Genomic DNA, 25,375 nt, shown 5'->3' with positions numbered 1-25,375 from the left:
CTAATGAAGGTGTTCCCGCTGTCTAGCCTTTCAAAGCATCAATCTTCTGACGACACGCTACGGATTTCGCAGGCTTCAGCGTCTTCTTCCTTCAGCATGTGCTCGGCCGAGCTCCGGTGCAGGCCGGCCGCGACGGGATCGCCGAGGCGGTCGAGCGTGTCCGCGAGCCTGAGGTGCAGCGCGGCCTGGAGCCGGACGTCCTCGGCCCGCCGCGCCCACGCGACGGCCTCCTGGCAGGTGCGCAGCGACTCCTCGGGCCGTCCGGCGTACTCCTGGACCCGGGCCAGCTCGCTCAACGCCCGTGCGTGGGCCGCCACATCGCCCGTCCTGCGGTGCCCGGCGGCCGCCGCCCGCCAGGCGCGCACCGCCTCGCCGTAGCGGCCGGCGTAGGTGTGGGCGGTGGCGATGCGGCCGTAGACCCGGGCGGCGTCGGCGCGCTCGTCCCGGGCGAGGCGCTGGGCGAGGGCCCGGCCGAACCAGTCGGCGGCCCGGTCGTAGTCCCCGAGTTCCAGGTGGGCGCCGCCTACGGATTCCATCGCGCGGCCGGTCGCGTACGGGTCGTCCGCCGCGCGTCCGGCGTCCAGTGCGGCCCGGTAGCGGGCCAGCGCCTCGGCGGTGCGGCCGGTCCGGGCGTCCAGATCGCCCAGGTTCAGCAGGGCCGCCGCCTTCTCCCGGGGCAGGTCGCGGCGCTCGGCCACGTCGAGGACGAGCCGGTGGATGCCGTACAGGTCGCCCGCGGCCGCGTGGGTGCCGAAGTGGGCCACCATGGCCCGCACCAGCTGGGACATCAGCCGGCGGGCGAGCGTGTCCAGCTCCCCGTCGGCGACCGCGAGGCGGACGGAGGCCAGCAGAGCGGGCCGGCAGAGGCGCAGCCAGTCGGCGGCGGCCCTCGGGGTGGAAAAGCGCAGGGCCCGCGGCATGCCCTCGAGCTTCTCGCGGGCGTGCGCGCTGTCGGTCTCGGTGACCGCCCGGCACGACTGCAGCAGCCGTACGGTGCGCTCCAGCATGCGGGCGCGGGCCAGCTGCAGCTCGGCGGGCCGGTCGTGCCTGCCGGCGAGGGTCTTCAGCAGGGGGTGCAGACAGCCGGGGACCTCGTACTGCGGCAGCGGGGAACGGGTCCGGTGCAGCAGGCCGAGGGCGACGAAGTCGTCGAGGGTGGCGCGGGCTCCGTCCACCGAGCAGCCGGCGAGGGCGGAGGCGGTGTGCGGGTCGACCAGGCCGGCCGGGGCCAGGGAGAGCAGACGCAGTGTCCGCGCCGCGGGGCCGGGCAGGGACGCGTAGGTGAGGTGGAAGACGCGGCTGAGCGGGGTGCCCTGGTCGTCCTCGGCGTGCAGGTGCCTGGCGAGATCGGCGACGGCCGCCTTGGGGCGTGCGGCGAGCCAGCCGCCGGCGAGGGTGAGGGCGGCGGGCTGGGCCTGGCAGACCTCGACCAGCTGCTCGGCGGCGCGCGGGTCCACGGTGATGCGGACCGCGCCGGTGTACCGGGACAGCAGCTCCACGGCCGACTTGGTGTCAAGGCCCCCGAGCGTGCACGGCCGGACGTCCGCGATTCCGGTCAGCGGGCCCTCGGCGACGGCGACGGCCAGGCAGTCCGGGCTGTCCGGGAGCAGGGCGTCGACCTGCTCGGCGTCGGCGGCGTCGTCGAGCAGGAGCAGCACCGGGCGGTCGGCGAGGGCCTCGCGCAGGGCCGCGGTGAGGTCGTCCTCGCCGGCGCCGGGCGGGGCGGGGCGGTCCAGGCCGGCCAGGAGTTCGCGGGCGAGCCGCTCGACGGGCACGCGCTGTCCGTCCGGCTCGCTGAGCCGGGCGCGCAGCACCCCGCCGGGGTAGCGGTCCGCCACCTGGGCGGCGAGTTCCTCGGCGAGCGCGGTGCGGCCGGAGCCGGGCCTGCCCGCGATCAGCAGCACGCGCGCGCGGGGGGCCTTGCGGCCGGAGAGCGTGTCCAGGCCGGCGCGCTCGATGTCGGCGCGCAGCTCTTTCAGTTCCCGGGTGCGGCCCAGGAACCGACTCTCCTCAGCAGGGCCGTCCGACGGCTGTACGCCGTCCGTGTCCACCGCCTGATCCGTCACGGGCCACACTCCCGGTCCCACCGCACGTCGGCGCCCGCCGGAACTCCGGTTCGGGCGTTTTCCGAGCCTAGTTCACGCTCTGCGACGTACCGGGCGGAGCGCGGCGGACACGTCCCCTGATCAGATCAACCGATGGTCACACCGCAAGGGGTGCGGGCAGGCCGGCCCGCGCCCGCCGGGGCGGTCTCAGGCCTCGAAGGGGCGCGCCGGCCACGGCGCCCCGGCCGGGCGCAGCGCGTCCAGCCCGTCACCGCGCTCCGCCGCGACCAGCGCGAGCACGCCGACGACGAGGCAGTTGTTGTGCAGGTCACCGGCGAGCACGCCGCGCACCAGGTCCGCGACGGGCACCCGGGCCAGCTCCATGTCGGCCTCCTCGTCCTCGACCTCGAAGCGCTCGCCCTCGGCGTCGGACAGGTTCCGGGCGAGGAAGATCCGTACCGCCTCGTCGCAGCCGCCCGGGGTGGTGTAGACGTCGGTCAGCACCCGCCAGTCCTCGGCCTTGACGTGCGCCTCCTCGTACAGCTCGCGCTGGGCGGCGTGCAGCGGGTTCTCGCCGGGGACGTCGAGCAGACCGGCCGGGATCTCCCACAGCTTGTGGCGCACGGGGTGCCGGTACTGGCGGATGACGATGACCCGCCCCTCGTCGTCCAGGGCGAGGACGGCCACGGAGCCGGGGTGGACCTGGTAGTCGCGGCTCGCTACGGAGCCGTCGGGCATGACCACCTCGTCCGTGCGCATCGAGGTCTTCTTGCCCCGGAAGGGTGTCTCGGTGCCCCGGATCTCCCACTGCTCGGGGATGTCCTCGATCGTGCTGCCCGCCATGCTGACCTGCCCTTCCAGAGGTACGCGAAAAGCCGGGACCCGCGCTGTCGAACGCGCGCGCCCCGGCCACCGTACAAGCCGGTGTGTTACTTCGACGTGTTCCCCGTCTTCCCCGTCTTCCGCTCGACCGCGGCCTTGACCAGCCCGGCGAAGAGCGGGTGCGGGCGGGTCGGGCGCGAGCGCAGCTCCGGGTGCGCCTGGGTGGCGACCAGGTAGGGGTGGACGTCGCGCGGGTACTCGACGTACTCGACGAGCTTGCCGTCGGGGGAGGTGCCCGAGAAGACGAGGCCGGCCTTCTTCTCCAGCTCCGCGCGGTAGGCGTTGTTCACCTCGTAGCGGTGGCGGTGGCGCTCCTCGACGTACTCCTTGCCGTCGTACACCTCGCGCACGATCGAGCCCTCGGCCAGCTTGGCCGGGTACATGCCGAGCCGCATGGTGCCGCCCATGTCGCCCTCGCCGGCCACGATGTCCAGCTGCTCGGCCATGGTGGAGATGACCGGGTGGGCGGTGGCGGGGTCGAACTCGGTGGAGTTGGCGTCGGTGATGCCGGCCAGGTTGCGCGCGGCCTCGACCACGATGCACTGCAGGCCCAGGCAGAGGCCGAGCAGCGGGATCCTGTTCTCACGGGCGTACTTGATCGCGCCGACCTTGCCGAGCACACCGCGGTCGCCGAAGCCGCCCGGGATGCAGATCGCGTCGACGTCGCCGAGCTGCGCCTTGGCGCCGGCCGGGGTCTTGCAGTCGTCGGAGGTGACCCACTTGATCTTGACGCGGGCCCGGTTGGCGAAGCCGCCGGCGCGCAGCGCCTCGGTGACCGAGAGGTAGGCGTCGGGCAGGTCGATGTACTTGCCGACCAGCGCCATCGTGATCTCGTGCTCGGGGTTGTGGACGCGGTCGAGCAGGTCGTCCCAGGTCGTCCAGTCCACGTCGCGGAACGGCAGGTCCAGCTTGCGGACGACGTAGGCGTCCAGGCCCTCGGTGTGGACGACCTTCGGGATGTCGTAGATCGACCGGGCGTCGGGGCAGGCGACGACGGCGTCCTCGTCGACGTCGCACATCAGGGAGATCTTGCGCTTGATCGCCGTGGGCACCTCACGGTCGCAGCGCAGCACGATGGCGTCCGGCTGGATGCCGATGTTGCGCAGCGCGGCGACACTGTGCTGGGTCGGCTTGGTCTTCAGCTCGCCCGAGGGGCCGATGTAGGGCAGGAGGGAGATGTGCACCACGAAGACGTTGTCGCGGCCGACCTCGTGGCGGACCTGGCGGACGGTCTCCAGGAACGGCAGCGACTCGATGTCGCCGACCGTGCCGCCGACCTCGGTGATCACGACGTCGACCTCGTCCGTCGCCATGCGGCGGATGCGGTGCTTGATCTCGTTGGTGATGTGCGGGATGACCTGCACGGTGTCGCCGAGGTACTCGCCGCGCCGCTCCTTGGCGATCACCGTCGAGTAGACCTGACCGGTGGTGACGTTGGCGGAACCGTCGAGGTCGCGGTCGAGGAAACGCTCGTAGTGGCCGATGTCCAGGTCGGTCTCGGCGCCGTCGTTGGTGACGAACACCTCACCGTGCTGGAAGGGGTTCATCGTGCCGGGGTCGACGTTGAGGTACGGGTCGAGCTTCTGCATCACGACGCGCAGGCCCCGGGCCTTGAGCAGCATGCCGAGGCTGGAGGCGGTCAGCCCCTTGCCGAGCGAGGAGGCGACGCCCCCGGTGACGAAGATGTGCTTGGTCGTCGAGGCTGTGCTGTTTCGAAAAACAGTGGGCGGCATGGCCAAGAGGGGGCTCCCGTGGTCGCGATCTGGGGTGCGGTGCGTTCGTCGTCCGGCCCGGTCTCCCGGGTCTCGTCGGCGGCGCCGTCGCTGCGGTTCCGGGGTCTGTCTCCCACCGGTCCACGGGCTACCAGCGTATCAGCGACGGAGACCGATGGCTTCCGGCCACGCTCCGCGCAGGCGCGGACACGGACGCGCACCGCTCACCCGTTCGGCGGATCCGTCTTCTCCCGGGACGCACACGGATCATCCGCGTGCGTCGTATCCTGCTCGGACGCTCGCTGCCGAGCCCGCCCGGCGACACGGGACCACCCCTCGCCCGCCAGTCCCGGAACAACGAGAGCTCCTCAGTGCGGTGAGCGACAATTGTCATCTGCGGCACCGCGTTTGGCTTCACGGCCGGACGGCTGCTTTGCTTCATGACTCAACGACGCACGACAAACCCCCCTTGACCGCACTGGCGACCGCCCCCACGCGGGGTGACGTGGCCGTTCGACTGGAGTTGCACGTGGCCGGGCGCATCGAAGACTACGCACTCATCGGAGACATGCAGACCGCGGCGCTGGTCTGCCGGGACGGGACGGTCGACTGGCTGTGCCTGCCCCGCTTCGACTCGCACGCCATCTTCGCCGGTCTGCTGGGCACCGAGGAACACGGCTTCTGGCGGGTGGGCCCCGCCTACGCCCCCGGCGCGAAGCCCCCCGTGGCGGCCCGGCGCGGTTACCGCGGCGACTCGCTGATCCTGGAGTCCGAGTGGGACACCCCGCGCGGCACGGTCCGCGTGACCGATTTCATGCCACCGCGCGACGGCGCCCCCCAGCTGATCCGGATCGTGGAGGGCGTCTCGGGCCGGGTGCCGATGCGCTCGGAGCTGCGGATGCGGTTCAGCTACGGCCGGGTCGTGCCGTGGGTGCACAAGCACGAGGGCCGCACGGTGGCCGTCGCGGGCCCCGACTCCGTGTGGTTCGACACGGAGGCCGAGACCTACGGCAAGGCGCTGACCACGTACGCGGACTTCACGGTCGCCCCGGGTGACCGGATCGCGTTCACCATCTCCTGGGAGCCCTCGCACAAGCAGCCGCCGCCGCTGCCGGAACCCGAGCAGTCGCTGACGGCGACGGAGGACTTCTGGCGCGAGTGGGTGGAGCACTGTACGTACCACGGCCCCTACCGTGAGGCCGTGGTCCGCTCCCTGATCACGCTGAAGGCGCTGACGTACGCCCCGACCGGCGGCATCGTCGCCGCGCCGACGACCTCCCTGCCGGAGGAGATCGGCGGCGTCCGCAACTGGGACTACCGCTACACCTGGCTGCGCGACGCGGCGATCACCCTCTCCTCGCTGCTGCGCACCGGCTACCGCGAGGAGGCCCGCGCCTGGCGCGAGTGGCTGCTGCGCGCGGTCGCCGGCGACCCGGAGAACCTGCAGATCATGTACGGCATCGCGGGCGAGCGGGAGCTCGGCGAGGCGGAGCTGGACTGGCTGCCCGGCTACGAGAACTCCGGGCCCGTCCGGGTCGGCAACGGCGCCGCCCACCAGCTCCAGCTGGACGTGTACGGCGAGGTCACCGAGGCCCTGCACCTGGCCCACATGACGGGCCTGGCCCGCAACGACTACGCCTCCGTCCTCCAGCTCAAGCTGATCCGCTACCTGGAGGACCACTGGCAGGAGCCGGACGAGGGCATCTGGGAGGTCCGCGGCCCGCGCCGGCACTTCGTGCACTCCAAGGTGATGGCCTGGGTCGCCGTCGACCGCACCATCAAGCTGATCGAGTCCGGCGACGCCGACGGCCCGCTGGAGCGCTGGAAGCGGCTGCGCGACGACATCCACCGGGACGTGTGCGAGAAGGGCTACGACGAGGAGCGCAACACCTTCACACAGTCCTACGGCTCCCGGGAGCTGGACGCCTCGCTGCTGCTGATCCCGCAGATGGGCTTCCTGCCGCCGGACGACAAGCGGGTCATCGGCACCATCGAGGCGATCCAGCGGGAGCTGTCCACGTCGGACGGCTTCATCCTGCGCTACCCGACGGACGGCGAGGACGAGGGCGTCGACGGCCTGCCGGGCGACGAGGGCGCCTTCCTGGCCTGCTCGTTCTGGATGGCCGACGATCTGGCGATGATCGGCCGGGTGGACGAGGCGCGCAAGCTCTTCGAGAAGCTGCTGTCCCTGCGCAACGACCTGGGCCTGCTCGCCGAGGAGTGGGACCCGCGCCTGCAGCGCCAGGTCGGCAACTTCCCCCAGGCCTTCAGCCACGTCCCCCTCATCGACACGGCCCTGCGCCTGACCGCGAGCGGAGCCTACGGCGGCTGACCCCGCCCCGCCCCTGGGGGTACCTCCCAGGGGCGGCACGGGTGGGCGCTGGGGGTGTCTCCCCCTCCGGGGAGGCGCCCCGTCACGCCGGGCAGCGCCCCACCCCCGGCCCACACCCGCCCCGGGCGCCCTGAAACCGCCCGCACCTGTGCCCCCGTCACACCCCCGGGTACCGTCCGCTGCATGCACATCCCCGCCGCGCCCCCGCCCACGGGCATCACCGTGCAGCGCGCCCTGGACCTCCCCGGCCTGCGCAGCGGCCTCCCGGAGACCGTCGCCTGCGCCGACCGCCTGCACCGCACCGTGCGCTGGGTGCACGCCGGCGAGGTCCCCAACATCGCCTCCCTCCTCAAGGGCGGCGAGCTCCTCCTCACCACGGGCTACGGCCTCGGCACCCGCCCCGCCGAGCAGCGCGCCTTCGTGCGCACACTCGCCGAGCGCGGCATCGCGGCCCTGGTCGTGGAGCTCGGCCCGCGCTTCGCGCGCCTGCCGGCCGCCCTCGTGGACACCGCCCGTGCCGCCGGGCTCCCGCTGGTCCAGCTGCACCGCGAGGTGCCGTTCGTGACGGTCACCGAGGAGATCCACACCGAGATCGTCAACGGCCACTACGCGCTGCTCCAGCGTGCCGAGGAGGTGCACCGCCGCTGCACCGAGGCCCTCCTGGGCGGCGGCGGGGTGCCCCAGGTGCTCGGCATCCTCGCCGACTTCGGCGACAACCCGGTCTTCCTGGAGACGGCCGACGGCCGCCTGCTCTACGCCGCCGGCTCCGGTCCCGAGGGCGCCGACCCGCTGCAGGTGTGGGAGGGGCTGCGCGGCCCGCGCAAGGACGTCCCGCCCCCGGCGGGCTCGGTCGTGGTGGACGTCCCCGGCGGCGGCCCCGGCGCCGGGGCGGTGCGCGCGCGGCTGGTCCTGCTGCCCGTACGGTCCGCGCTGGCGCCGGTGCACCGGATGGCGGCGGAGCGGGCGGCCGGCATCCTCGCCGTGGTGCTGATGCAGGCCCGGCAGGAGGAGGAGCTGGCGGCGCGCGGGCGCGGCGACTTCCTCACCGACCTCGCCGAGGGCCGGATCGTGGCGGAGGACGCCCCGGCGCAGGCCCGGGTCCTCGGTTTCAAGCCGGGCGCCGGCCCGTTGCTGCCCGTCGTGATGCGGCTCGGCGACGCCCTCGCCCCCGGCGGCGGCTGGGCGGTGCTGGCGCGTGCGGTCGCCGAGGAGCTGGCGTCGGTCGGGGTGCCATCGCTGCTGGGCGTACGGCCGGTGGAGGGCCGGGTGCCGCTCCTGCTGGGTCTGCGCTCGGAGTCCGAGCGGGCGGCGGTCGCCGACCGGGTCGCGGCGGCGCTGCGGGCGGGCGTCGAGCGGGCCGGGATGCGGCCTCCGGGCGCGCATCCGCCGGTCGTGGTGGTCGGGGTCGCCGGGGGCTGGGCGGCGGCGTCGGCGGGTCTGCGGCACGCGGCGGAGACGGCGGCCGCGGCGCAGGGTCTGGACGACCGGCCGTGGTACGACGCCCGGCGTCTCGACATCGACCTGCTGCTGTGGCGGCTGCGCGACCACCCTGACCTGGCGGCGTTCGTCGGCCGGGCGATCGGGCCCGTCCTGGACCACGACAAGCGTTCCAGGCCGCCGCTGCTGCCCACCCTCGAGAGCTATCTGGCGCACGCGGGCCGCAAGGCGGAGACGGCACGGGAGCTCCATCTGAACCGGCAGACGCTGTACAACAGGCTGGCGCGGATCGGGGAGCTGCTGGGCACGGACCTCGACGACCCGCACACCGTCCTGGCGCTGAGCCTGGCGCTGCGGGCGCGCCGGCACGTGCCGTAGGAGAGGGCGGTCAGAGCAGCGGTGCGGGCCGGGTCAACTCGTCGTAGACGCTGAGGACCTGGACGACGGTCTCGTCCTCGGTCGGCCAGGTGGCGGCCTGCCGTACGCCCGCCTCGCGCAGCGCCTCCCGCCGCGCGGCGTCGCCGAGCAGCCCGGCGACGGCATCGGCGAGTGCTCCGGCGTCCCCGGGCGGGACGAGTTCGGCGGCGTCGCCGACGAGTTCGGGGATGCCGCCGGTGGCGCCGGCGACCAGCGGCAGCCTCGCGTGGAGGGCCTCCTGCGCGAGGACGGAGCGTCCCGCCCCCCGGTGGTGCGGCAGCAGCGCGAGGTCGGCCGCCGTCAGCAGGTCGGTGACGTCGTCGCGGCGGCCGAGGAGCGCCACCGGCAGTTCCTCCTCCTCGATCCGCCGCTGCAGCTCCCCGCGCAGTGTGCCCTCTCCGGCGACGACGACCAGCGGCACGGGATCGAGCCGGCGCCAGGCCCGTGCGGCATCGAGCAGGACGTCGTACCCGCGGTGCGGTTCCAGGGAGCCGACCGCGATCAGCAACGGGCGTCCGACGGCGCCGAGTTCGGCCCGGATCTTCGGGCGCGTCCGGTCGGGTTCCTCCGGCCCGGCGGCCCGCCGGGTCCGGCCGGGGAGGGCGACGGGGCCGAGCCGGGCGTCCCGCGCGCCGGTCAGCCGGGCCCGGTCGACCAGGTCCGAGGTCGCGCCGAGCACCACGGTGGCGGCCCGCATCACCCGCCGCTCCAGCACCCGCAGCAGCTGGGCGCGCGCTCCTTCGGCGTGGACCCGGTCGTGCCAGGTGACGACGAACGGGGTGCCCGCCCGGCGTCCGGCGAGAGCCAGCGCCGCGCGGAAGGAGGCGTGCAGTCCGTGCGCGTGCACCAGATCGGCGTCGGCGCACACCGCGCGCAGCGCCGCCACGGAGACGGGGCCGCTGCTGCGCGGCACGTGCACGTGGTCGGCTCCGGCGCCGGTGAAGTCGTAGACGCGTTCCGCCTCGGCGGGGGCGCACACCGTGACCTGCACGCCCCGTGCGACGAGCCCCGCGGCCAGCGAGCGCACGTGCGCGCTGCTGCCGGCGTCGCCTCCGCCCAGCACCTGCACGGTGCGCAGCGGCGGCCGGCCGAGCGGTGAGTGGCTGCTCACGGGGGTCACGTGTCCCGGGACTCCTGGTTCGGCGGGGGACGGTCACGAAGAACGTACAGAAGGACGGTACGGGCGGGGCACGCCGCCCGGTTCCGGTGCGACGCCCCGCCAAGGATGCCAGCACGTACGGATGTTCCGGCAACGGTTCCGTTCACGGGGACGCGTCCGCGGGGCAACGGGAGACGACCGGTTCACCCCCACGAGTGACGTACCGGGGCGGAGGGTGCCCCGGGCCGGTGGCTGCGGCTGATCATCCGGCCACCCTACGGCCCCCGCGGCGCCTCCGGACCGGCGTCTTCGGGCCGGCCCGTGCGGTCACGGCCGGGCGGCGAGCGCGACCCGCCCCCGTTCCAGCAGGCGCAGGGCGCGGGGGAAGTCCTTGAGTTGCGCCGCGAGACCGGTCAGCGCGGGGAGCAGGACGGTGGCGGGGACGCCCCGGACGTGGAGGATGCCGGCGGTCCACTCCAGGAAGTCGGTGAACAGCCGCGTGTCGTCGACGTAGAGGGCGGCGGCCAGGAAGTCGACGACGTGGGCCACGTCCTCGGCGGTGCGGTCCCGCTGGGCGTCCGTGTAGGACCGCATCGCCGGCAGGCGCTCCTCGATGCCGGCCAGGGTGTTCCTGACCAGCCGCGCCTTGGTGCCGACGACGATCGTGTACTCCTGGTCGGCCAGGTGCGGCAGGTCGTCGGCCGGCGTGTGCGCGGCGCCGGCGCGGAGGCGGGGAAGGCCGCCCTCCAGGACTCCGGCGGCGGCGCGGGCGTCCGGGGCCCAGGCGTCCGCGCCCAGCAGACGGGCGTGGCGGCCGTCCGCGCCGAAGGCGGCACCGCCGACGAGGACGGGGGTCCCGGCGGCCTGGACGGCGGTGACGGCCGCGTGCGCGCCGGGAAGCCGGGTGGGGAGCGACGAGGAGAGGGCCAGGACGTCGGGGGCGGTCCGGTGCACGTGCTCCACCAGGTGCGGGGTGGGCACCTGGGCGCCGAGGAAGTCGACGTCGTGTCCGCGGCCCCGCAGCACCTCGGCGAGTATCCGTGCGGGCAGGGCGTGCCACTCCCCGTCGACGCAGGCGACGGTCACGGTGCGGGCCGCGCCCGGCGCGGTGCCGGCCGACGCGGTCCCGGCCGGCACGGTGTCCCGGTGGGCCATGGCGGCGATGATCCGGTCGTGGATCGCGGTGGCCGCGTGCTCCTGTGCCACGCCGATACGTCCGGCGGCCCACTCCGCGCCCACCTTCACCTGCACCGGCACGATGACGTCGAGCAGCACCTCCTCGGTGGTCAGGCCGTCGTCCAGCGCCCCGAGCACGACGCGGCCGGCCGCGCGTTCGTCCCGGTCCGTCACCGCCCGCCACAGCGCGGCGCGCAGTTCCGCGAAGGGCCGGGGCGTCCGGTCCCCCTGCGTGACTCCGGTGTCGGCGGCGATCACGTCGTGCACCCCTGCGGTGCGCGGCCGTCCGCCGGTGCCGGGCGGAGCGACCGGGGCGCGGTGATCGCCAGCAGGGCGATGTCGTCGTGCCGGCCGGCGCCGATCCACTCGGCGGCGAGCAGCTGGACGCGTTCGACGACGGCTTCGGCGGGCATCCCGGCGCAGTCGGCCACGGCCGCCCGCAGGCGTTCCTCCCCGAGCATGACGTCCCCCAGCGGGCCGCCCCTGGCCTCAGTGACGCCGTCGGTGTACATCAGGCACGTCTCTCCCGGTGCCAGGTCGACGTGCGCGGTGCGCGCCTGGATCCGGGGCAGGACCCCGATGAGGGTGCCGGACGTGTCGGCCTCCTCGACGCTTCCGTCGTGCCGCACGATCAGCGGCGGCGCGTGACCGGCGCTGGTCAGCCGCAGGCGCACCCGGCCGCCGCGACGGAGGACCGAGGCCAGCACGAGGGTCGCGAACCGTGTGTGGCGGCTGCCGAGGAGGGCGCCGTTGAGGAGGCTCAGCATGTTCTCGTGGTCGTCCGCCAGGGGCAGCAGCGCGTGGAGCGTGTTGCGTATCTTGCCGGTGAGGACGGCGGCCTCCAGTCCCTTGCCGCACACGTCGCCGAGGACGGCGAGCGTCTCCTTGCCGGGATCGGCCGCGGGGTGGACGTCGTAGAAGTCGCCGCCGATCCGCTCGGTGTCCTGCGAGGCACGGTAGCCGCCGGCGAACTCCACGCCGTGCACCTGCCGCAGCACGGGCGGCAGCAGGTCGGCCATGAGGGTGGCGGTGATGCCCGCCTGCTCCGAGTACAGCCGGGCCGCCGAGAGCGCGGATCCGGCCCGGGCGGCGAACAGGCGGGCGAAGACCTCCTCGGAGGCGTCGAACGCCGCCCTGTCGCTGCGGCGCAGCAGGATCAGCGCCCCGGCGGGCACGCCGTGCCCCGGCAGCGGACAGACCGCGACCGACCCCACCGGGCCGTCGAAGCCGTCGGGCAGCGCCCAGGCCGGCAGGGCCGAGGGGTCGATCCACCTCGACGGCACCGGCGGGAAGCCCTGGAGCGCCTCGCCGAGGCCCGGCATCGCCGACGGGTCGATCCGGACGGTGTCGTGCCAGGGCGCGCCGCCGCCCACGCTGCCGGCGAGGGGGTGCCGGCCGCCGCTCGCAGGGGCCAGCACGAGGGCGGCGTCGGCCAGGTGCTCGGCCGCCAGCCGGACGGTGACGTCCATGCACCGCTGGACGTTCAGCGACGCCAGCAGCCGGGTGGAGGTCTCGGCGAGGAAGGCGGTCCGCTGCCGTTCGACGCGCAGTTCGTCCTCGGCCGACAGCCGGCCGGTGTCGTCGACCAGCCACCACACCACGTTGCCGTCCGCTCCCGGGGTGGGGTGTGCCGTCAGCGTCGCGCCCCGGTGCCGGCCGGTGACCGGACGTGCCGGAGGGCCCGGCGCTCCTCCGGCCGCGCGCCGGTGGGCGCCGGCGAGCCAGGGCGGTGCCACGTCGGCCAGCGGCGTCCCGCCGGCCGCCCCCGGGAACAGGGCGGCCGCGGCGGTGTTGACCTCCACGATCACACCGCCGGCGTCCGCGACGACGACCGGGTACGGCGCGCCCAGCCACGCGGCGCCGATGCCCGGGGACGTACCGTGCGGCTGCGCCGAGGCGCCTTCGAATACCGTCATAACCGGAGACCGCACGCGACGGGTCTCATCACCTTCCCCGACAGACACGTTCCGTCCACCTTGGCCCAAGGGGACCGCTTCCACCAAGCCATCTTCCCCGCCCGGGACGAGACGTGCCTCACGGCCGGACCGCCGTCGCCCCGTCCCGGCCGGTCCGGGGTCCGCGTCCCGGGGGGTACGGGTTTCCCGGGGACCCCCGGGAAACCCGGGGTTCCGGTCACGCGTCCGCCCGGGCCGTCGCCAGCAGTTCCTCCGCGTGGGCGCGGGCCGTCTCCGAGTCCTCCTGGCCCGCGAGCATCCGGGACAGCTCCCGGATCCGCTCCTCGCCCTCGAGGACCTTCACACCGGAGCGGGTGACCGAGCCGTCGCTGGTCTTCTCCACCAGCAGCTGCCGGTCGGCGAACGCGGCCACCTGCGGCAGATGCGTGACCACGACGACCTGCGCGGTCTTCGCGAGCCGCGCCAGGCGCCGTCCGATCTCCACCGCGGCCTTGCCGCCGACGCCGGCGTCGACCTCGTCGAAGAGGTAGGTCGGCACCGGGTCGGTGCCCGCGAACACGACCTCCACGGCCAGCATCACCCGCGACAGCTCACCGCCGGAGGCGCCCTTGGCGATGGGCCGCGGCGGCGCGCCCGGGTGCGGGGCGAGCAGCAGCTCCACATCGTCGGCGCCCGACGGCCCGTACGCGACCGTACGCCCGCCGACCTCCACGCCCTCGGGGTCCTCGGTCTGCCGGACGGCGAACGACACGCGCGCGTGCGGCATGGCGAGCGAGGCCAGCTCGGCGGTGACCGCGGCGGCGAACCGCTCGGCGGCCTCCGTCCGCGCGTCGGTCAGGGCCTGCGCCAGCCCGCCCAGTTCCGCCCGCAGGGCGTCCCGTTCGGCGGTGAGCTCGCCGATCCGCTCGTCGTCGCCGTCCAGCTCGGTCAGCCGTGCCGCGCTCCGCTCGGCCCAGGCCAGCACCTCGGCGACGTCCTCGCCGTACTTGCGGGTGAGCGCCGTGAGCGCGGCCCGCCGTTCCTCGACCGCCGCCAGCCGCAGCGGGTCGGCGTCCAGGTCGTCGGCGTACCCGGCCAGCTCCCCGGCCACGTCCCGCAGCAGGATCCCGACCTCGCCGATCCGCTCGGCGAGCGCGGCCAGCGCCGGGTCGTGCGACCGCACGGCGTCCAGTGCCCGTTGCGCGCCCGCGACGAGCGTCGCCGCGTCCATGCCCTCCGGGTCCTCGGGGTTGCCCGCCAGTGCGGCGTGCGCGGCCGTCGCGGCCGAGGCGAGGGCCTCGGCGTTCCCCAGACGTTCCGCCTCCTCCGCCAGTTCCGCGTCCTCGCCGGCGCGCGGTTCGACGGCCGCGATCTCGTCGAGGCCGTAGCGGAGCAGGTCGGCTTCCTGGGCGCGCTCGCGCGCCCGCGTGGTGATCTCCTCCAGCTCCGCGATGACGGTCCGCAGCCGATGGTACGCCTCGGTGTACTTGGCGAGCGGCACGGCGACCGCGTCACCCGCGTACCGGTCCAGCGCCTGCCGCTGCCGGGACTGCTTCAGCAGCCCCTGCTGGTCGGTCTGCCCGTGCACGGCCACCAGTTCGTCGGCGAGCTCGGCGAGCATCCCGACGGGCACGGACCGCCCGCCCAGATGCGCCCGCGAGCGCCCTTCGGCGGAAACGGTACGACTGATCAGCAGGGCTCCGTCGTCCAGCTCGGCCCCGGCCTCCTCGGCCCGTACCGCCGCCGCGGCGTCCTCGGGCACGGCGATCCGCCCCTCGACGACCGCGTTCCTGGCCCCGATCCTCACCAGCGCCGCGTCCGCCCGTCCGCCCAGGAGCAGCCCCAGGCTGGTGACCACCATGGTCTTGCCCGCACCCGTCTCACCGGTGACGGCGGTGAATCCGGGGGACAGCTCGACCACGGCGTCGTCGATGACTCCCAGCGACCGTATCCGCATCTCCTCAAGCACGCACCCGACCATACGAGGTTTCGCCCTCGCCGTGCGACGCACCCCACTCGACCGGGGCAGCCGCAGGCCGTCACCCGCGGACGGATCGCTCGTTGCACGGGCGTTGCTCCCCGCCGCCGCGGGGGCGCCGCGCCGGGCCTAGTGCGGTGCCCCGCGCCACCCGGACACCGGCAGCGCGAACTTCGCCACCAGTCGGTCGGTGAACGACGCGTGGTGCAGCCGGGCCAGCCGCACCGGCACCGCCCCCCGCCGCACCTCCACCCGCGCCCCGGGCGGCAGCTCCACCGTCCGCCGCCCGTCGCACCACAGCACCCCGGGCGGGATGTGCGGCAGCACCTCCACCGCGAGCACCGAGTCCGGCGAGGTCACCAGCGGTTTCGCGAACAGCGCGTGCGCGCTGATCGGCACCATCAGCAGCGCCTCGACCTCGGGCCACACCACCGGCCCCCCGGCCGAGAAGGCGTACGCCGTCGATCCGGTCGGCGTCGACAGCACGATGCCGTCGCAGCCGAAGCCGGTCACCGGCCGCCCGTCGATCTCCAGCACGACCTCCAGCAGCTTCTCGGCGCCGGCCTTCTGCACGGCCGCCTCGTTCAGCGCCCAGTCGGTGTGCACGATGTCGCCGTTGCGGTGCACGACGACGTCGACGGTCATCCGCTCCTCGACCTCGTACGCCCGGTTGACCACCCGGTCGACGACCTTGTCGAGGTCGTCCCGCTCGGCCTCGGCGAGGAAACCGACCCGGCCGAGGTTGACGCCGAGCATCGGCACCCCGGAGGCGCGGGCGAACTCGGCGCCGCGCAGCAGCGTCCCGTCACCGCCCAGCACGATGAGCAGTTCGCACCCGTCGAGGCACTGCGGGGTGGCCTCCGCGACGAGTTCCACCTCGCCCGGCAGCGGCAGGTCGCGCGCCTCGGCCTCCAGGACGCGCACGCCGAGACCGGCGCGCAGCAATCCCTTCACCACGAGCTCGGCACTGCGGATGGCCGCGGGCCGCCCGGTGTGGGCGAGCAGGAAAACAGTACGAGCTCGGTTCTGTGTCAACGCGGCCCCTCCGCCACTGCACGGTCAACGTCGGCCGGGTCCAGTTCGCCGGCCCCGGCCCGCAGCCACAGAAAGTACTCGACGTTCCCGGAGGGCCCGGGCAGCGGACTGGCGGTGACCCCCTTCACCCCGAGCCCCAGTTCCCACGCCCTGGCGGCCACGCCCCGCACCGCCTCGGCCCGCAGCTGGGCGCTGCGCACCACTCCCCCGCTGCCCAGCCGCTCCTTGCCCACCTCGAACTGCGGCTTGACCATCATCACCAGGTCGGCGTCCGGCCGGGTGCACCGCACCAGGGCGGGCAGCACCAGTCCGAGCGGGATGAAGGACAGGTCGCCCACCACGAGGTCCACGAGTTCGCCGTCGATCGCCTCCGGCGTCAACTCGCGTACGTTCGTACGGTCCTTGACGGTGACGCGTTCGTCCTGCTGCAGGGACCACGCGAGTTGTCCGTAGCCGACGTCCACCGCGACGACGTGCGCGGCGCCCGCCCGCAGCAGGACGTCGGTGAAGCCGCCGGTGGAGGCGCCGGCGTCCAGCGCGCGCCGGCCCTCGACGACGAGGCCCCGCGGCACGAACGCCTCGAGGGCGCCGGCCAGCTTGTGGCCGCCGCGCGAGACGTAGTCGGGGTCGCTGTCGTCGGCGCTCACCACGATCGCGGCGGCGGTCTCCACCTGGGTGGCGGGCTTGGTCGCGACGGTCTTGCCGACGGAGACCCGTCCGGCGGCGATCAGCTGGCTCGCGTGCTCGCGCGAACGCGCCAGCTTGCGACGGACCAGCTCCGCGTCGAGACGGCGGCGTGCGACTCCTGCCACGTTCGGTTCAGCTCCTGTTTTCGTACGGCGCATCGGACTCGTGGCCCGAAGCGCCTCGTCGAGGGGTGGTGGTCGGGCGACCGGTGGGCACCGGAGGTCCCTGGCGGGCGTCGAGCGCGGTGAGCGCGTCGCGCAGCCCCCGGTGTACATCCTCGTACACCGCGACGTGTCCGTCCGTGGCGAGGTGGTCGGCGGCGGCCAGGCGCCGCAGCACCGCGTCCACCCCGGCGTCGCCGGTGGGGGTGCGGGGAACGCCGAGGGGCGCGGGAGGGGCGGCGTCGGATCCGGTCCGCGCCTCCGGGTCTCCCGCCCCGGCCTCCGTCTCCGGGCTCCCGGCCTGCGGTGCTGCGTCGCTCATGCCCCGACGCTACCGCGAACCGCTGCGGTACGGTCGGTCCCGATGGCGACGACTGAGGAGTGCCGTGCCGCACTCGACAAACTCTCGGACAACATGCGTGACGCCGACGGGGACGTGCGGGCGGCCGCCGGGCTGGACCGCTCGGTGAGCTGTCACATCACCGACCTGGACGTCACCTTCGCCGGCCGCATGGCGGGCGGCCGGATCGACGTGCGCGAGACCCTTCAGGGGCCGCCGCGCGAGAAGGCCGAGATCCGGCTGGCGATGACCGGCGACGACCTGGTGGCCCTGGTCGACGGCGAGCTGAACTTCGCCAGGGCCTGGGGCTCGGGCCGGGTGAGGCTGGAGGCGGGTGTGCGCGACCTGTTCCGGCTCAGAAAGCTTCTGTAGCCGCTCCCGGGTCGCGCTCCCGTGCCCGTCCCCGGGGCGCCGGGCACCTCCCCGGGCTTCTCCCCGGCCGTCTCAGGTCTCGGTCCCAGGTCTCGGTCCCAGGGCTCAGGACGCCTTCGCCGTCGACACCTTCTCGCGTCCGGCGCCGTCCGCGGCGCGTGCCTTGCGGGCGGCCGGCACCACCAGCGGGGTGCCCGTCTCCGGGTCGTCGATGACCTGGCAGCGCAGTCCGAAGACCTCCTCGACCAGTCCGGCCGTGACGATGTCGTTCGGCGCCCCCTCGGCGATGACCTTCCCGCCGCGCAGGGCGATGAGGTGGGTCGCGTACCGGGCGGCGTGGTTGAGGTCGTGCAGGACGGCCACCAGGGTGCGGCCCTGGGTCTCGTGGAGTTCCGCGCACAGGTCGAGGACGTCGATCTGGTGCTGGATGTCCAGGTACGTCGTCGGCTCGTCGAGCAGCAGCAGCGGGGTCTGCTGGGCGAGGGCCATGGCGATCCACACGCGCTGGCGCTGCCCGCCGGAGAGTTCGTCGACGTAGCGGTCGGCGAGTTCCAGGACGCCGGTCTGGGCCATGGACTCCTGGACGACGCGCTCGTCCTCCGCCGACCACTGGCGCAGCAGTCCCTGGTGCGGGTAGCGGCCGCGGCCCACCAGGTCGCCGACGGTGATGCCGTCGGGGGCGATGGACGACTGCGGCAGCAGGCCGAGGGTCCGCGCGACCTGCTTGGCGGGCATCGACTGGATGACCGAGCCGTCGAGGAGCACCCGGCCCCGGCTCGGCCTGAGCATCCGCGACAGGGCGCGCAGCAGGGTCGACTTGCCGCAGGCGTTCGGGCCGACGATCACCGTGAAGGAGTTGTCGGGTATCTCCACCGACAGCTGCTCGGCGATGACGCGCTGGTCGTAGGCGAGGGTGACGTTCTCGGCGGACAGACGGTTCACGATGCTCCTTCGGTTGTTCAGCCCGCTCGCGGCGGTGGGGCCGGCGGTCATATCCGGCCCGCCCTGCGTTCGGTGACCAGCAGCCACAGCAGGTAGACACCGCCGACGACACCGGTGACCACTCCGACGGGCAGCTGGTCGGCGCCGAAGGCCCGCTGCGAGACCAGGTCGGCGCCGACCAGCAGGGCGGCGCCCATGCACAGCGACGCCGCCAGGTTGGGGCCGGGCGAGCGGGTCAGGCGCCGGGCGAGCTGCGGCGCGGTGAGCGCGACGAAGCTGACCGGTCCGGCGGCGGCGGTCGCGACGGCGGTGAGCAGCACGGCGGCCACCAGCAGCAGCATCCGTACGCGCTCGACGCGCACCCCGAGGGCGTACGAGATGTCGTCGCCCATCTCCATCATCCGCAGCGCCCGGCCGTTGGCGAGGACGAGCGGCACGAGCACCGCGCACAGTGCCAGCAGGGGCCACACCTGGGCCCAGTCACGGCCGTCGAGCGACCCGGTCATCCAGACGACGGCCCGGGCGGCGTCGACGATGTCGGCCCGGGTCATCAGATAGCCGTTGACCGCCGTGACGATCGCCGACATGCCGATGCCGACCAGCACCAGCCGGTAGCCGTGCACGCCCCGCTTCCAGGCGAGCACGTAGATGGCGAAGCCGGTCACCAGACCGCCGGCGAGCGCGCCCAAGGTGACCTGGGCCGCGGACCCGGAGAACAGGACGATCATCACGAGGGCGCCGGCCGTGGCGCCCTGGCCGAGACCGAGCACGTCCGGGCTGCCCAGCGGGTTGCGCGAGATGGTCTGGAAGAGCGCGCCGCCCAGCCCGAGCGCCGCGCCGACCAGCAGCCCGACCAGGACCCGCGGCAGCCGCAGTTCGTTGACAATGAACTCCTGGCCGGGGTCCCCGTTGCCGGCCAGGGTCTTCAGCACGTCCCCGGCCGGTATCGCGAAGTCCCCGGTCCCGATCAGGACGACGCTCGCGGCGAGCGCGACGACCAGCAGCAGAGAGACGACGACCGCGGCGCGGACGTCGACACGCAGCGAGAGTCCGCCCGGACTCCGTACAGCACGGTTGGTCTTCACAGCTGGGCCGTCCTCCGCCGTCGTACGAGAAAGATGAAGACCGGACCGCCGAGGACGGCGGTGACGATGCCGACCTGGAGCTCCGCGGGCCGGGCGACGATCCGGCCGAGGACGTCCGCGCCGAGCAGCAGCACGGGCGACAGGACCGCCGCGTACGGCAGGATCCAGCGCAGGTCCGGCCCGGTGAAGGAGCGGACGATGTGCGGGACCATCAGGCCGACGAACACGATCGGCCCGCAGGCGGCGGTCGCGGCCCCGCACAGCACGGTCGCGGCGAGCATGGACAGCGCCCGGGTGCGGTTCAGGTTGGCGCCGAGGGCCTGGGCGGTGTCGTCGCCCATCTCCATGGCGTTGAGCGGCCGGGCGAGCGCGAGGGCGAGCACCGTGCCGACGGCGAAGAAGGGCAGGACCTCCTTGATGGTCCCGTTGGTCGCCGAGGCCAGCGAGCCGACCGTCCAGAAACGCATCCGGCCGAGCGCCGCGTCGTCCATGATCATGACGGCCTGGAGGTAGCCGAAGAGCGCCGCGCTGATCGCGGTGCCGGCCAGCACCAGCCGTACCGGTGTGGCTCCCCGGCTGCCGCCCAGGAACCAGACCAGCGCGCCGACGCCGGCCGCGCCGAGGAAGGCGAACCAGACGTATCCGGTCAGCGAGGTGACGCCGAAGAAGGTGATGGCCGTGACGACGGCCGCGGAGGCGCCCGCGTTGATGCCGAGCAGGCCGGGGTCGGCCAGCGGGTTGCGGGTGAGCGCCTGGAGCACGGCCCCGGCGAGGCCGAGCGCGGCACCCGCCAGCAGGCCGAGCACGGTCCGTGAGAGCCGCTCGTTCACCACGATGTCGCCGTAGCTGCCCGAGTCCTGGAACAGGCCGTGCCAGACCTGTGCCAGGGAGAGGTCCTTCGCTCCGACCGCGAGGCTCGCCACCGCGATCAGGACGAGGATCACCGCGGAGACGGGCAGCCCGACGGCGCGGAGCACGCGACGCTTCGGGGGCGCGGGAGCGGTCTCCGCGCGCTGTTCGGGGGGACTGTCGACCAACACGCAGTTAGGTTAGCCTACCCTCCGATCGTTCACGATCCCCGGGACGGCTGCGACGCACCACCGGGCACCGGGCCTCTCACCCTCCCTCCCGGGGTCACAACCCCAGGCGCGCCAGCGGCTTTTCCGCGTCCAGGTCGCATCCGCTCTCCCCGCCCGCCGTCCACGCCGCGGCGCACAGCGCGCGCAGCCCGTCGAGCGCCTCGCCGTCGCCCTCCAGCTCCAGCCGCCCGCCGCCCGCGGTCGCCGTCCAGCCACCGCAGCGGAATCCGCCGTTCTCGTCGCCCGTCACCTCCGGCTGCCCGGTGAGCAGCCCGCGCAGGTCGGCGTCGACGTACGTCGGCCGGTGCTGCGGGGGCGCGGCGAGCAGCCGGGCGCCGTCGGTGACGCCGGTCAGGACGAGCAGTGAGTCGACATTCCCGTTGAACGCTCCCTCGATGTCCGTGTCCAGCCGGTCCCCGACCACCAGGGGCCGCTGCGCGCCGGTGCGCAGGATCGTCTCCCGGTGCATGGGGGGCAGCGGCTTCCCCGCGACCTGCGGCTCGGCGCCGGTGGCGATCCGCACGACCTCGACGGCCGCCCCGTTGCCCGGCGCGATGCCCCGGGCGCCCGGGATCGTCAGGTCGGTGTTGGACGCGTACCACGGCACTCCGCGCGCGATCGCGTAGGACGCCTCGGCGAACCGCCCCCAGGGCAGCTCGGGCCCGCCGAATCCCTGGACCACGGCCGCCGGATCGTCCTCCGCCGACTCGACCGGCACGAGTCCGTGCTCGCGCAGCGCGACGCGCAGCCCTTCGCCGCCGATCACCAGCACCCGCGCGCCCGCGGGCACCTGGCCGGCGATCAGCCGGGCCACCGCCTGCGCCGACGTGATGACGTCGTCCGCCTCCGTCGGTATGCCCAGCTCGGTCAGGTGCGCGGCGACCGCGTCGGGGGTCCGGAGCGCGTTGTTGGTGACGTACGCCAGGCGCATCCCTCCCGACCGGGCCTCGGCGAGGGAGTCCACGGCGTGCGCGATCGCCTTCCCCCCGGCGTACACCACGCCGTCCAGGTCCAGCAGCGCCGTGTCGTACGCCTCGCTCAGGCCCCGGCCGCTGCCGTCGGGCCTCGTCCTGACGCTCCGGCTCATTGCGCATCGCTCCTCTTCAGACGCCTTTCTCCCGATCATCCCCCATGCCACCGACAGTCGTACGATGCCGGGATGAATACTGCGGGTCACCCGGAAGCAACGGTGCACCGGGGCCTGGAACTCACCCCGTTCCGAGGTCTCCGTTACGACCCCGACCGGGTCGGCAGCCTGGCCGCCGTGACCTCCCCTCCGTACGACGTCGTGGTCCGCCCCGACGGTCTGCTCCATCTCGAGTCCGCCGACCCCCACAACATCGTCCGGCTGATCCTGCCCCAGGCCGCCACGCCGGAGGCCCGCAACGCTCAGGCCGCCGACACGCTGCGCCGCTGGCGCGCCGAGGGCGTCCTGACCGCAGACGCGGAACCGGGCCTGTACGTGTACGAGCAGCGCGACGGTTCCGGTCTGCTGCAACGCGGCATCATCGGCGCCCTGCGGGTGTCCGACCCGTCGGAGCGGGTCGTGCTGCCGCACGAGGACGTCATGCCGCACGTCGTCGCCGACCGCGCGGCGCTGATGCGGGCCACCTCGGCGAATCTCGAGCCGCTCCTGCTGACCTACCGGGGCGACGGCACGACGGCGGCGACGGCCGCCGTCGTGGAACGCACCGCCGAGCGGCCGCCGCTCCTCGCGACGACCACGGAGGACGGTTTCCGCCACCGTCTGTGGTCGCTCACCGATCCCGGCGCCGTGGCCCGGGTCCGGGCCGAGCTCGCGGGGCACCAGGCACTGATCGCCGACGGCCACCACCGCTGGGCCACCTACCGCAGGCTCCGCGAGGAGCACCCCTCCCCCGGCCCCTGGGACCACGGCCTCGTCCTCCTGGTCGACACGGCCCGTTATCCGCTGCGGGTGCGCGCCATCCACCGGCTGCTGCACGGCCTGCCGGTGAGCGACGCGGTGGCGGCCCTGGACGGCCGCTTCCGCGTCCGGCGCCTGGAGGCGCCCCTGCCCGAGGCCCTGGACGCCCTGGCGGAGGCGGCAGGTGCGGGCAACGCGTTCCTGCTCGCGGGCGACGGCGCCTTCCACCTCGTCGACCGTCCGGACCCCGGTCTGCTGGCCCGTACGGTTCCCGCCGGCCGGCCCGAGGCCTGGCGCACCCTGGACGCCACCGTCCTGCACGCCACGCTCCTCGCCCACGTCTGGCACGTCCCCGAGGACTCCGCGGCGCACGTCTCGTACATCCACGACGCGGCGGCCACGGTCGGGAAGGCGGAACGCGACGGCGGTACGGCCGTGCTGATGCATCCCGTGCGCGAGGAGGTCGTCCGCGACCTGGCCCGGCAGGGCGTCACGATGCCCCGCAAGTCGACGTCGTTCGGTCCGAAGCCGGCCTCCGGCCTGGTGCTGCGCGCGCTGGATCTGTGACGGGACATGACGAAGGGGCGGGACCGTGTGCGGTCCCGCCCCTTCGTCATGCCGTTGTCATGCCGTCGCCGGCGTCACTCCCGGTCGCCGCTCTCGCGGTCGTCCCGCTCGTCGTGGTCCTCACGGACCTTGTCGGTTTCGGCGGCCTCGGCGGCCGGGTCGTCCAGGTGGTTCTCGTGCTCGTCCTCGTCCTGGTGCTCGTCCAGGGCGTCCACGAACTCCACCCCGTCCAGTGCGGCGAGGCGGTCGGAGGCGTCGGTGCTGCCGTCCCGGTCCGATTCCACGGCCTTGGCGAACCACTCCCGTGCCTCGCCCTCACGGCCGGCGGCCAGCAGCGCGTCGGCGTAGGCGTACCGCAGCCGCGCGGTCCAGGGCTGCACGGAGTTGGAGGCCAGCTCGGGACTCTGCAGGGTCACGATGGCCGCGTCCAGCTGCCCCATGTCGCGACGGGCGCCGGCGGCCACGAGCCGCATCTCGACCTGTCCGGCCTTGTCCAGCTTCTGCACCTCGGGGGCACCGGCCATGTCCAGCGCCTTCTCCGGCCGTCCGAGCCCGCGCTCGCAGTCGGCCATCACGGGCCACAGCTCCACGGAGCCGGTCATCCGCCGGGCGGCCCGGAACTCGGCCAGCGCCTCCGCGTACTTCTGGTTGGCGTACGCGGCGAACCCGCCCGCCTCGCGTACGGCGGCGACACGCGACGCCAGACGGAGGGCCACCTTGGAGTAGCCGTACGCGGCCTCGGGGTCCTCGTCGATGAGCCGGGCGACCATCACCAGGTTCCTGGCGACGTCCTCCGCGAGGGTCTTGGGCAGGCTCTGCAGCTCCTGCTTGACGTCCTTGTCGATCTCGTCACCGGTGACGTCCTCGGGAATCGGCAGCCGCTTGATCGGCTCCCGGTCGCGGTCACGCTCGTCGCGGAAACGGCCCCCGCCACCCTGCCGGTCGTCCCGTCCACGGAAGCCGCCCGGACGACCGCCGCGGTCGTCCCGACGGGGACCGCGTCCTCCGCGGTCGTCCCGCCCGCGGTATCCACCGCGGTCACCGCCACGGTCCCCACCGCGGCTGTCGTCGCGACGGTAACCACCACGGTCGTCGTCCCTCCGGCCGAAGCCGCCCCGATCGTCCCGGCGATCACCACGGTCGTCGCGGCGGAAGGGGGGACGCTCGCCACCGCGCTCGTCACGCCGGTCGTCCCTGCGGTCATCACGCCGGAACGAAGGACGGTCACCACGGTCATCACGGCGATCGTCGCGCCGGAACGACGGGCGATCCCCACCGCGGTCATCACGGCGGAAGGACGGGCGGTCGTCCCTGCGGTCGTCGCGGCGGAAGGCCGGGCGGTCACCACCGCGGTCATCACGGCGGAAGGACGGGCGGTCGTCCCTGCGGTCGTCGCGGCGGAAGGCCGGGCGGTCACCACCGCGGTCGTCACGACGGTCGTCCCTGCGGTCATCACGCCGGAACGAAGGACGGTCACCACGGTCGTCACGGCGGAAAGAGGGGCGGTCACCGCCACGATCCCGGTCGTCACGACGCGGCCCACGGTCACGGTCGTCACGACGCCCGTACCCGCCACCACGGCTGTCGTCACGGCGATCGTCGCGACGGAAGCCACCGCGCTGCCCGCTGCGGTCCTCACCGCGGTTGTCGTCCCGCCGGCCGAAGCCACCGCGGTCGTCCCGGCGGTCACCACGGTCGTCGCGGCGGAAAGACGGACGGTCGCCACCGCGGTCGTCCCTGCGGTCGTCGCGACGGAAGGGGGGACGCTCGTCACGACGGAAGGAGGGGCGCTCCCCGCGGTCGTCACGGCGGAATGAGGGGCGGTCGCCGCCACGATCCCGGTCGTCACGACGCCCGTACCCGCCACCACGGCTGTCGTCACGGCGGTCGTCGCGACGGAAGCCACCGCGGTCGTTGTCGCGACGGAAACCGCCACGGTCACCGCGCTGACCACTCCGGTCACCACGGTCCCCACCGTCCCGTCGCCGCTGGTCGCGCTCCGGTCGATCCTCGGGAGAGTTGGTGGACATCGGTGACTCCTGTCTTCGGTACCGCAAAGTCATTCTCACGCAGCCGGGTACCCGGTGCGCCTTGGAAAAACGAAAGGACCCTTGGTCCCCAGCTGAACGCTGGGGACCAAGGGTCCTTTCCAAAGATTGTTCGGCGGTGTCCTACTCTCCCACAGGGTCCCCCCTGCAGTACCATCGGCGCTGTAAGGCTTAGCTTCCGGGTTCGGAATGTAACCGGGC

At 74.1% G+C, this 25,375-nt stretch carries 19 protein-coding genes and 1 rRNA gene; 4 read left to right on the top strand and 16 right to left on the bottom strand.

Features of this window, described 5'->3' with window-relative positions; translation table 11 throughout:
* Positions 1 to 38: 38 nt before the first annotated feature.
* The 3 genes from ACFYOJ_RS30185 to ACFYOJ_RS30175 form a co-directional block, all read right to left on the bottom strand.
* Positions 39 to 2,066 (bottom strand): tetratricopeptide repeat protein, encoded by a 2,028-nt coding sequence (locus ACFYOJ_RS30185; protein WP_356556546.1) that lies wholly within the window; start codon positions 2,064 to 2,066, stop codon positions 39 to 41.
* A 186-nt stretch (positions 2,067 to 2,252) separates the two neighbouring features.
* Entirely contained in the window at positions 2,253 to 2,888 is a 636-nt protein-coding gene (locus tag ACFYOJ_RS30180; RefSeq protein WP_356556547.1) for an NUDIX hydrolase, read from the bottom strand.
* An 86-nt stretch (positions 2,889 to 2,974) separates the two neighbouring features.
* Complete coding sequence (locus ACFYOJ_RS30175; protein WP_356556563.1) at positions 2,975 to 4,660, bottom strand: CTP synthase; 1,686 nt, start codon at positions 4,658 to 4,660, stop codon at positions 2,975 to 2,977.
* A gap of 508 nt (positions 4,661 to 5,168) precedes the next feature.
* Between ACFYOJ_RS30175 and ACFYOJ_RS30170 the strand changes: the two genes are divergently transcribed.
* Positions 5,169 to 6,971 carry a glycoside hydrolase family 15 protein gene (locus ACFYOJ_RS30170; protein ID WP_356556564.1) on the top strand — a complete coding sequence of 601 codons (1,803 nt, stop codon included), beginning with the start codon at positions 5,169 to 5,171 and terminating at the stop codon, positions 6,969 to 6,971.
* 183 nt (positions 6,972 to 7,154) lie between these two features.
* Positions 7,155 to 8,786 carry a PucR family transcriptional regulator gene (locus ACFYOJ_RS30165; RefSeq protein ID WP_356556548.1) on the top strand — a complete coding sequence of 544 codons (1,632 nt, stop codon included), beginning with the start codon at positions 7,155 to 7,157 and terminating at the stop codon, positions 8,784 to 8,786.
* 10 nt (positions 8,787 to 8,796) lie between these two features.
* Here ACFYOJ_RS30165 and ACFYOJ_RS30160 read toward each other — a convergent pair whose 3' ends face one another.
* The 7 genes from ACFYOJ_RS30160 to ACFYOJ_RS30130 form a co-directional block, all read right to left on the bottom strand.
* Positions 8,797 to 9,945, bottom strand: a complete 1,149-nt coding sequence (locus ACFYOJ_RS30160; RefSeq protein ID WP_356556549.1) for a glycosyltransferase family 4 protein — start codon at positions 9,943 to 9,945, stop codon at positions 8,797 to 8,799.
* A gap of 306 nt (positions 9,946 to 10,251) precedes the next feature.
* Positions 10,252 to 11,358, bottom strand: coding sequence for a B12-binding domain-containing protein (locus tag ACFYOJ_RS30155; RefSeq protein ID WP_388598267.1), 1,107 nt, complete (start codon positions 11,356 to 11,358; stop codon positions 10,252 to 10,254).
* Positions 11,355 to 13,016 carry a GAF domain-containing SpoIIE family protein phosphatase gene (locus tag ACFYOJ_RS30150; protein ID WP_356556550.1) on the bottom strand — a complete coding sequence of 554 codons (1,662 nt, stop codon included), beginning with the start codon at positions 13,014 to 13,016 and terminating at the stop codon, positions 11,355 to 11,357. Before ACFYOJ_RS30150 ends, ACFYOJ_RS30155 begins: the two co-directional genes overlap by 4 nt.
* Positions 13,017 to 13,233: 217 nt before the next feature.
* Positions 13,234 to 14,976, bottom strand: a complete 1,743-nt coding sequence (gene recN / locus ACFYOJ_RS30145) for a DNA repair protein RecN (RefSeq protein ID WP_356556551.1) — start codon at positions 14,974 to 14,976, stop codon at positions 13,234 to 13,236.
* Between the two features lie 126 nt (positions 14,977 to 15,102).
* Positions 15,103 to 16,008: an NAD kinase gene (locus ACFYOJ_RS30140; protein WP_356556552.1), complete on the bottom strand. Its 906-nt coding sequence runs from the start codon at positions 16,006 to 16,008 to the stop codon at positions 15,103 to 15,105.
* Positions 16,005 to 16,820: a hemolysin gene (locus ACFYOJ_RS30135; protein WP_356556553.1), complete on the bottom strand. Its 816-nt coding sequence runs from the start codon at positions 16,818 to 16,820 to the stop codon at positions 16,005 to 16,007. Before ACFYOJ_RS30135 ends, ACFYOJ_RS30140 begins: the two co-directional genes overlap by 4 nt.
* 7 nt (positions 16,821 to 16,827) lie before the next feature.
* Positions 16,828 to 17,178 (bottom strand): hypothetical protein, encoded by a 351-nt coding sequence (locus tag ACFYOJ_RS30130; RefSeq protein ID WP_356556554.1) that lies wholly within the window; start codon positions 17,176 to 17,178, stop codon positions 16,828 to 16,830.
* A gap of 42 nt (positions 17,179 to 17,220) precedes the next feature.
* Here ACFYOJ_RS30130 and ACFYOJ_RS30125 point away from each other — a divergent pair, with 42 nt between their 5' ends.
* Positions 17,221 to 17,568 carry an SCP2 sterol-binding domain-containing protein gene (locus ACFYOJ_RS30125; protein WP_356556555.1) on the top strand — a complete coding sequence of 116 codons (348 nt, stop codon included), beginning with the start codon at positions 17,221 to 17,223 and terminating at the stop codon, positions 17,566 to 17,568.
* Positions 17,569 to 17,673: 105 nt separating this feature from the next.
* On the opposite strand, the gene ACFYOJ_RS30120 is transcribed toward ACFYOJ_RS30125, so the two are convergent.
* The 4 genes from ACFYOJ_RS30120 to ACFYOJ_RS30105 form a co-directional block, all read right to left on the bottom strand.
* A complete protein-coding gene (locus tag ACFYOJ_RS30120) occupies positions 17,674 to 18,561 on the bottom strand; it encodes an ABC transporter ATP-binding protein (RefSeq protein WP_356556556.1) in 888 nt (295 codons plus the stop codon).
* Entirely contained in the window at positions 18,558 to 19,595 is a 1,038-nt protein-coding gene (locus tag ACFYOJ_RS30115) for an iron chelate uptake ABC transporter family permease subunit (protein ID WP_356556557.1), read from the bottom strand. Before ACFYOJ_RS30115 ends, ACFYOJ_RS30120 begins: the two co-directional genes overlap by 4 nt.
* The gene (locus ACFYOJ_RS30110; protein ID WP_356556558.1) at positions 19,592 to 20,635 is read right to left on the bottom strand and encodes an iron chelate uptake ABC transporter family permease subunit; all 1,044 of its coding nucleotides are present in this window, start codon (positions 20,633 to 20,635) and stop codon (positions 19,592 to 19,594) included. Before ACFYOJ_RS30110 ends, ACFYOJ_RS30115 begins: the two co-directional genes overlap by 4 nt.
* Before the next feature lie 94 nt (positions 20,636 to 20,729).
* Complete coding sequence (locus ACFYOJ_RS30105; RefSeq protein WP_356556559.1) at positions 20,730 to 21,761, bottom strand: HAD-IIA family hydrolase; 1,032 nt, start codon at positions 21,759 to 21,761, stop codon at positions 20,730 to 20,732.
* 72 nt (positions 21,762 to 21,833) lie between these two features.
* On the opposite strand from ACFYOJ_RS30105, the gene ACFYOJ_RS30100 reads away from it, so the two are divergent.
* Complete coding sequence (locus ACFYOJ_RS30100; RefSeq protein ID WP_356556560.1) at positions 21,834 to 23,126, top strand: DUF1015 domain-containing protein; 1,293 nt, start codon at positions 21,834 to 21,836, stop codon at positions 23,124 to 23,126.
* A gap of 74 nt (positions 23,127 to 23,200) precedes the next feature.
* Here ACFYOJ_RS30100 and ACFYOJ_RS30095 read toward each other — a convergent pair whose 3' ends face one another.
* Both ACFYOJ_RS30095 and rrf read right to left on the bottom strand, forming a co-directional pair.
* Positions 23,201 to 24,004 carry a hypothetical protein gene (locus ACFYOJ_RS30095; protein ID WP_356556566.1) on the bottom strand — a complete coding sequence of 268 codons (804 nt, stop codon included), beginning with the start codon at positions 24,002 to 24,004 and terminating at the stop codon, positions 23,201 to 23,203.
* 1,280 nt (positions 24,005 to 25,284) lie between these two features.
* Positions 25,285 to 25,375 (bottom strand): 5S ribosomal RNA (gene rrf, locus ACFYOJ_RS30090); the annotation flags it as partial.

The organism is Streptomyces sp. NPDC006384 (assembly GCF_042870695.1).
Classification (GTDB): domain Bacteria; phylum Actinomycetota; class Actinomycetes; order Streptomycetales; family Streptomycetaceae; genus Streptomyces.
Note: the sequence above shows the minus strand (reverse complement) of the source record. Positions and strands in the feature narration are given on the sequence as shown.

Bases quoted from the DNA above. Each gene is read 5' to 3' on its own strand.
- ACFYOJ_RS30165 (WP_356556548.1), top strand. From the start codon at position 7,155: ATGCACATCCCCGCCGCGCCCCCGCCCACGGGCATCACCGTGCAGCGC.
- ACFYOJ_RS30130 (WP_356556554.1), bottom strand. From the start codon at position 17,178: ATGAGCGACGCAGCACCGCAGGCCGGGAGCCCGGAGACGGAGGCCGGG.
- ACFYOJ_RS30150 (WP_356556550.1), bottom strand. From the start codon at position 13,016: ATGACGGTATTCGAAGGCGCCTCGGCGCAGCCGCACGGTACGTCCCCG.
- ACFYOJ_RS30180 (WP_356556547.1), bottom strand. From the start codon at position 2,888: ATGGCGGGCAGCACGATCGAGGACATCCCCGAGCAGTGGGAGATCCGG.
- ACFYOJ_RS30100 (WP_356556560.1), top strand. From the start codon at position 21,834: ATGAATACTGCGGGTCACCCGGAAGCAACGGTGCACCGGGGCCTGGAA.
- recN (WP_356556551.1), bottom strand. From the start codon at position 14,976: ATGGTCGGGTGCGTGCTTGAGGAGATGCGGATACGGTCGCTGGGAGTC.
- ACFYOJ_RS30175 (WP_356556563.1), bottom strand. From the start codon at position 4,660: ATGCCGCCCACTGTTTTTCGAAACAGCACAGCCTCGACGACCAAGCAC.
- ACFYOJ_RS30105 (WP_356556559.1), bottom strand. From the start codon at position 21,761: ATGAGCCGGAGCGTCAGGACGAGGCCCGACGGCAGCGGCCGGGGCCTG.
- ACFYOJ_RS30125 (WP_356556555.1), top strand. From the start codon at position 17,221: ATGGCGACGACTGAGGAGTGCCGTGCCGCACTCGACAAACTCTCGGAC.
- ACFYOJ_RS30120 (WP_356556556.1), bottom strand. From the start codon at position 18,561: ATGACCGCCGGCCCCACCGCCGCGAGCGGGCTGAACAACCGAAGGAGC.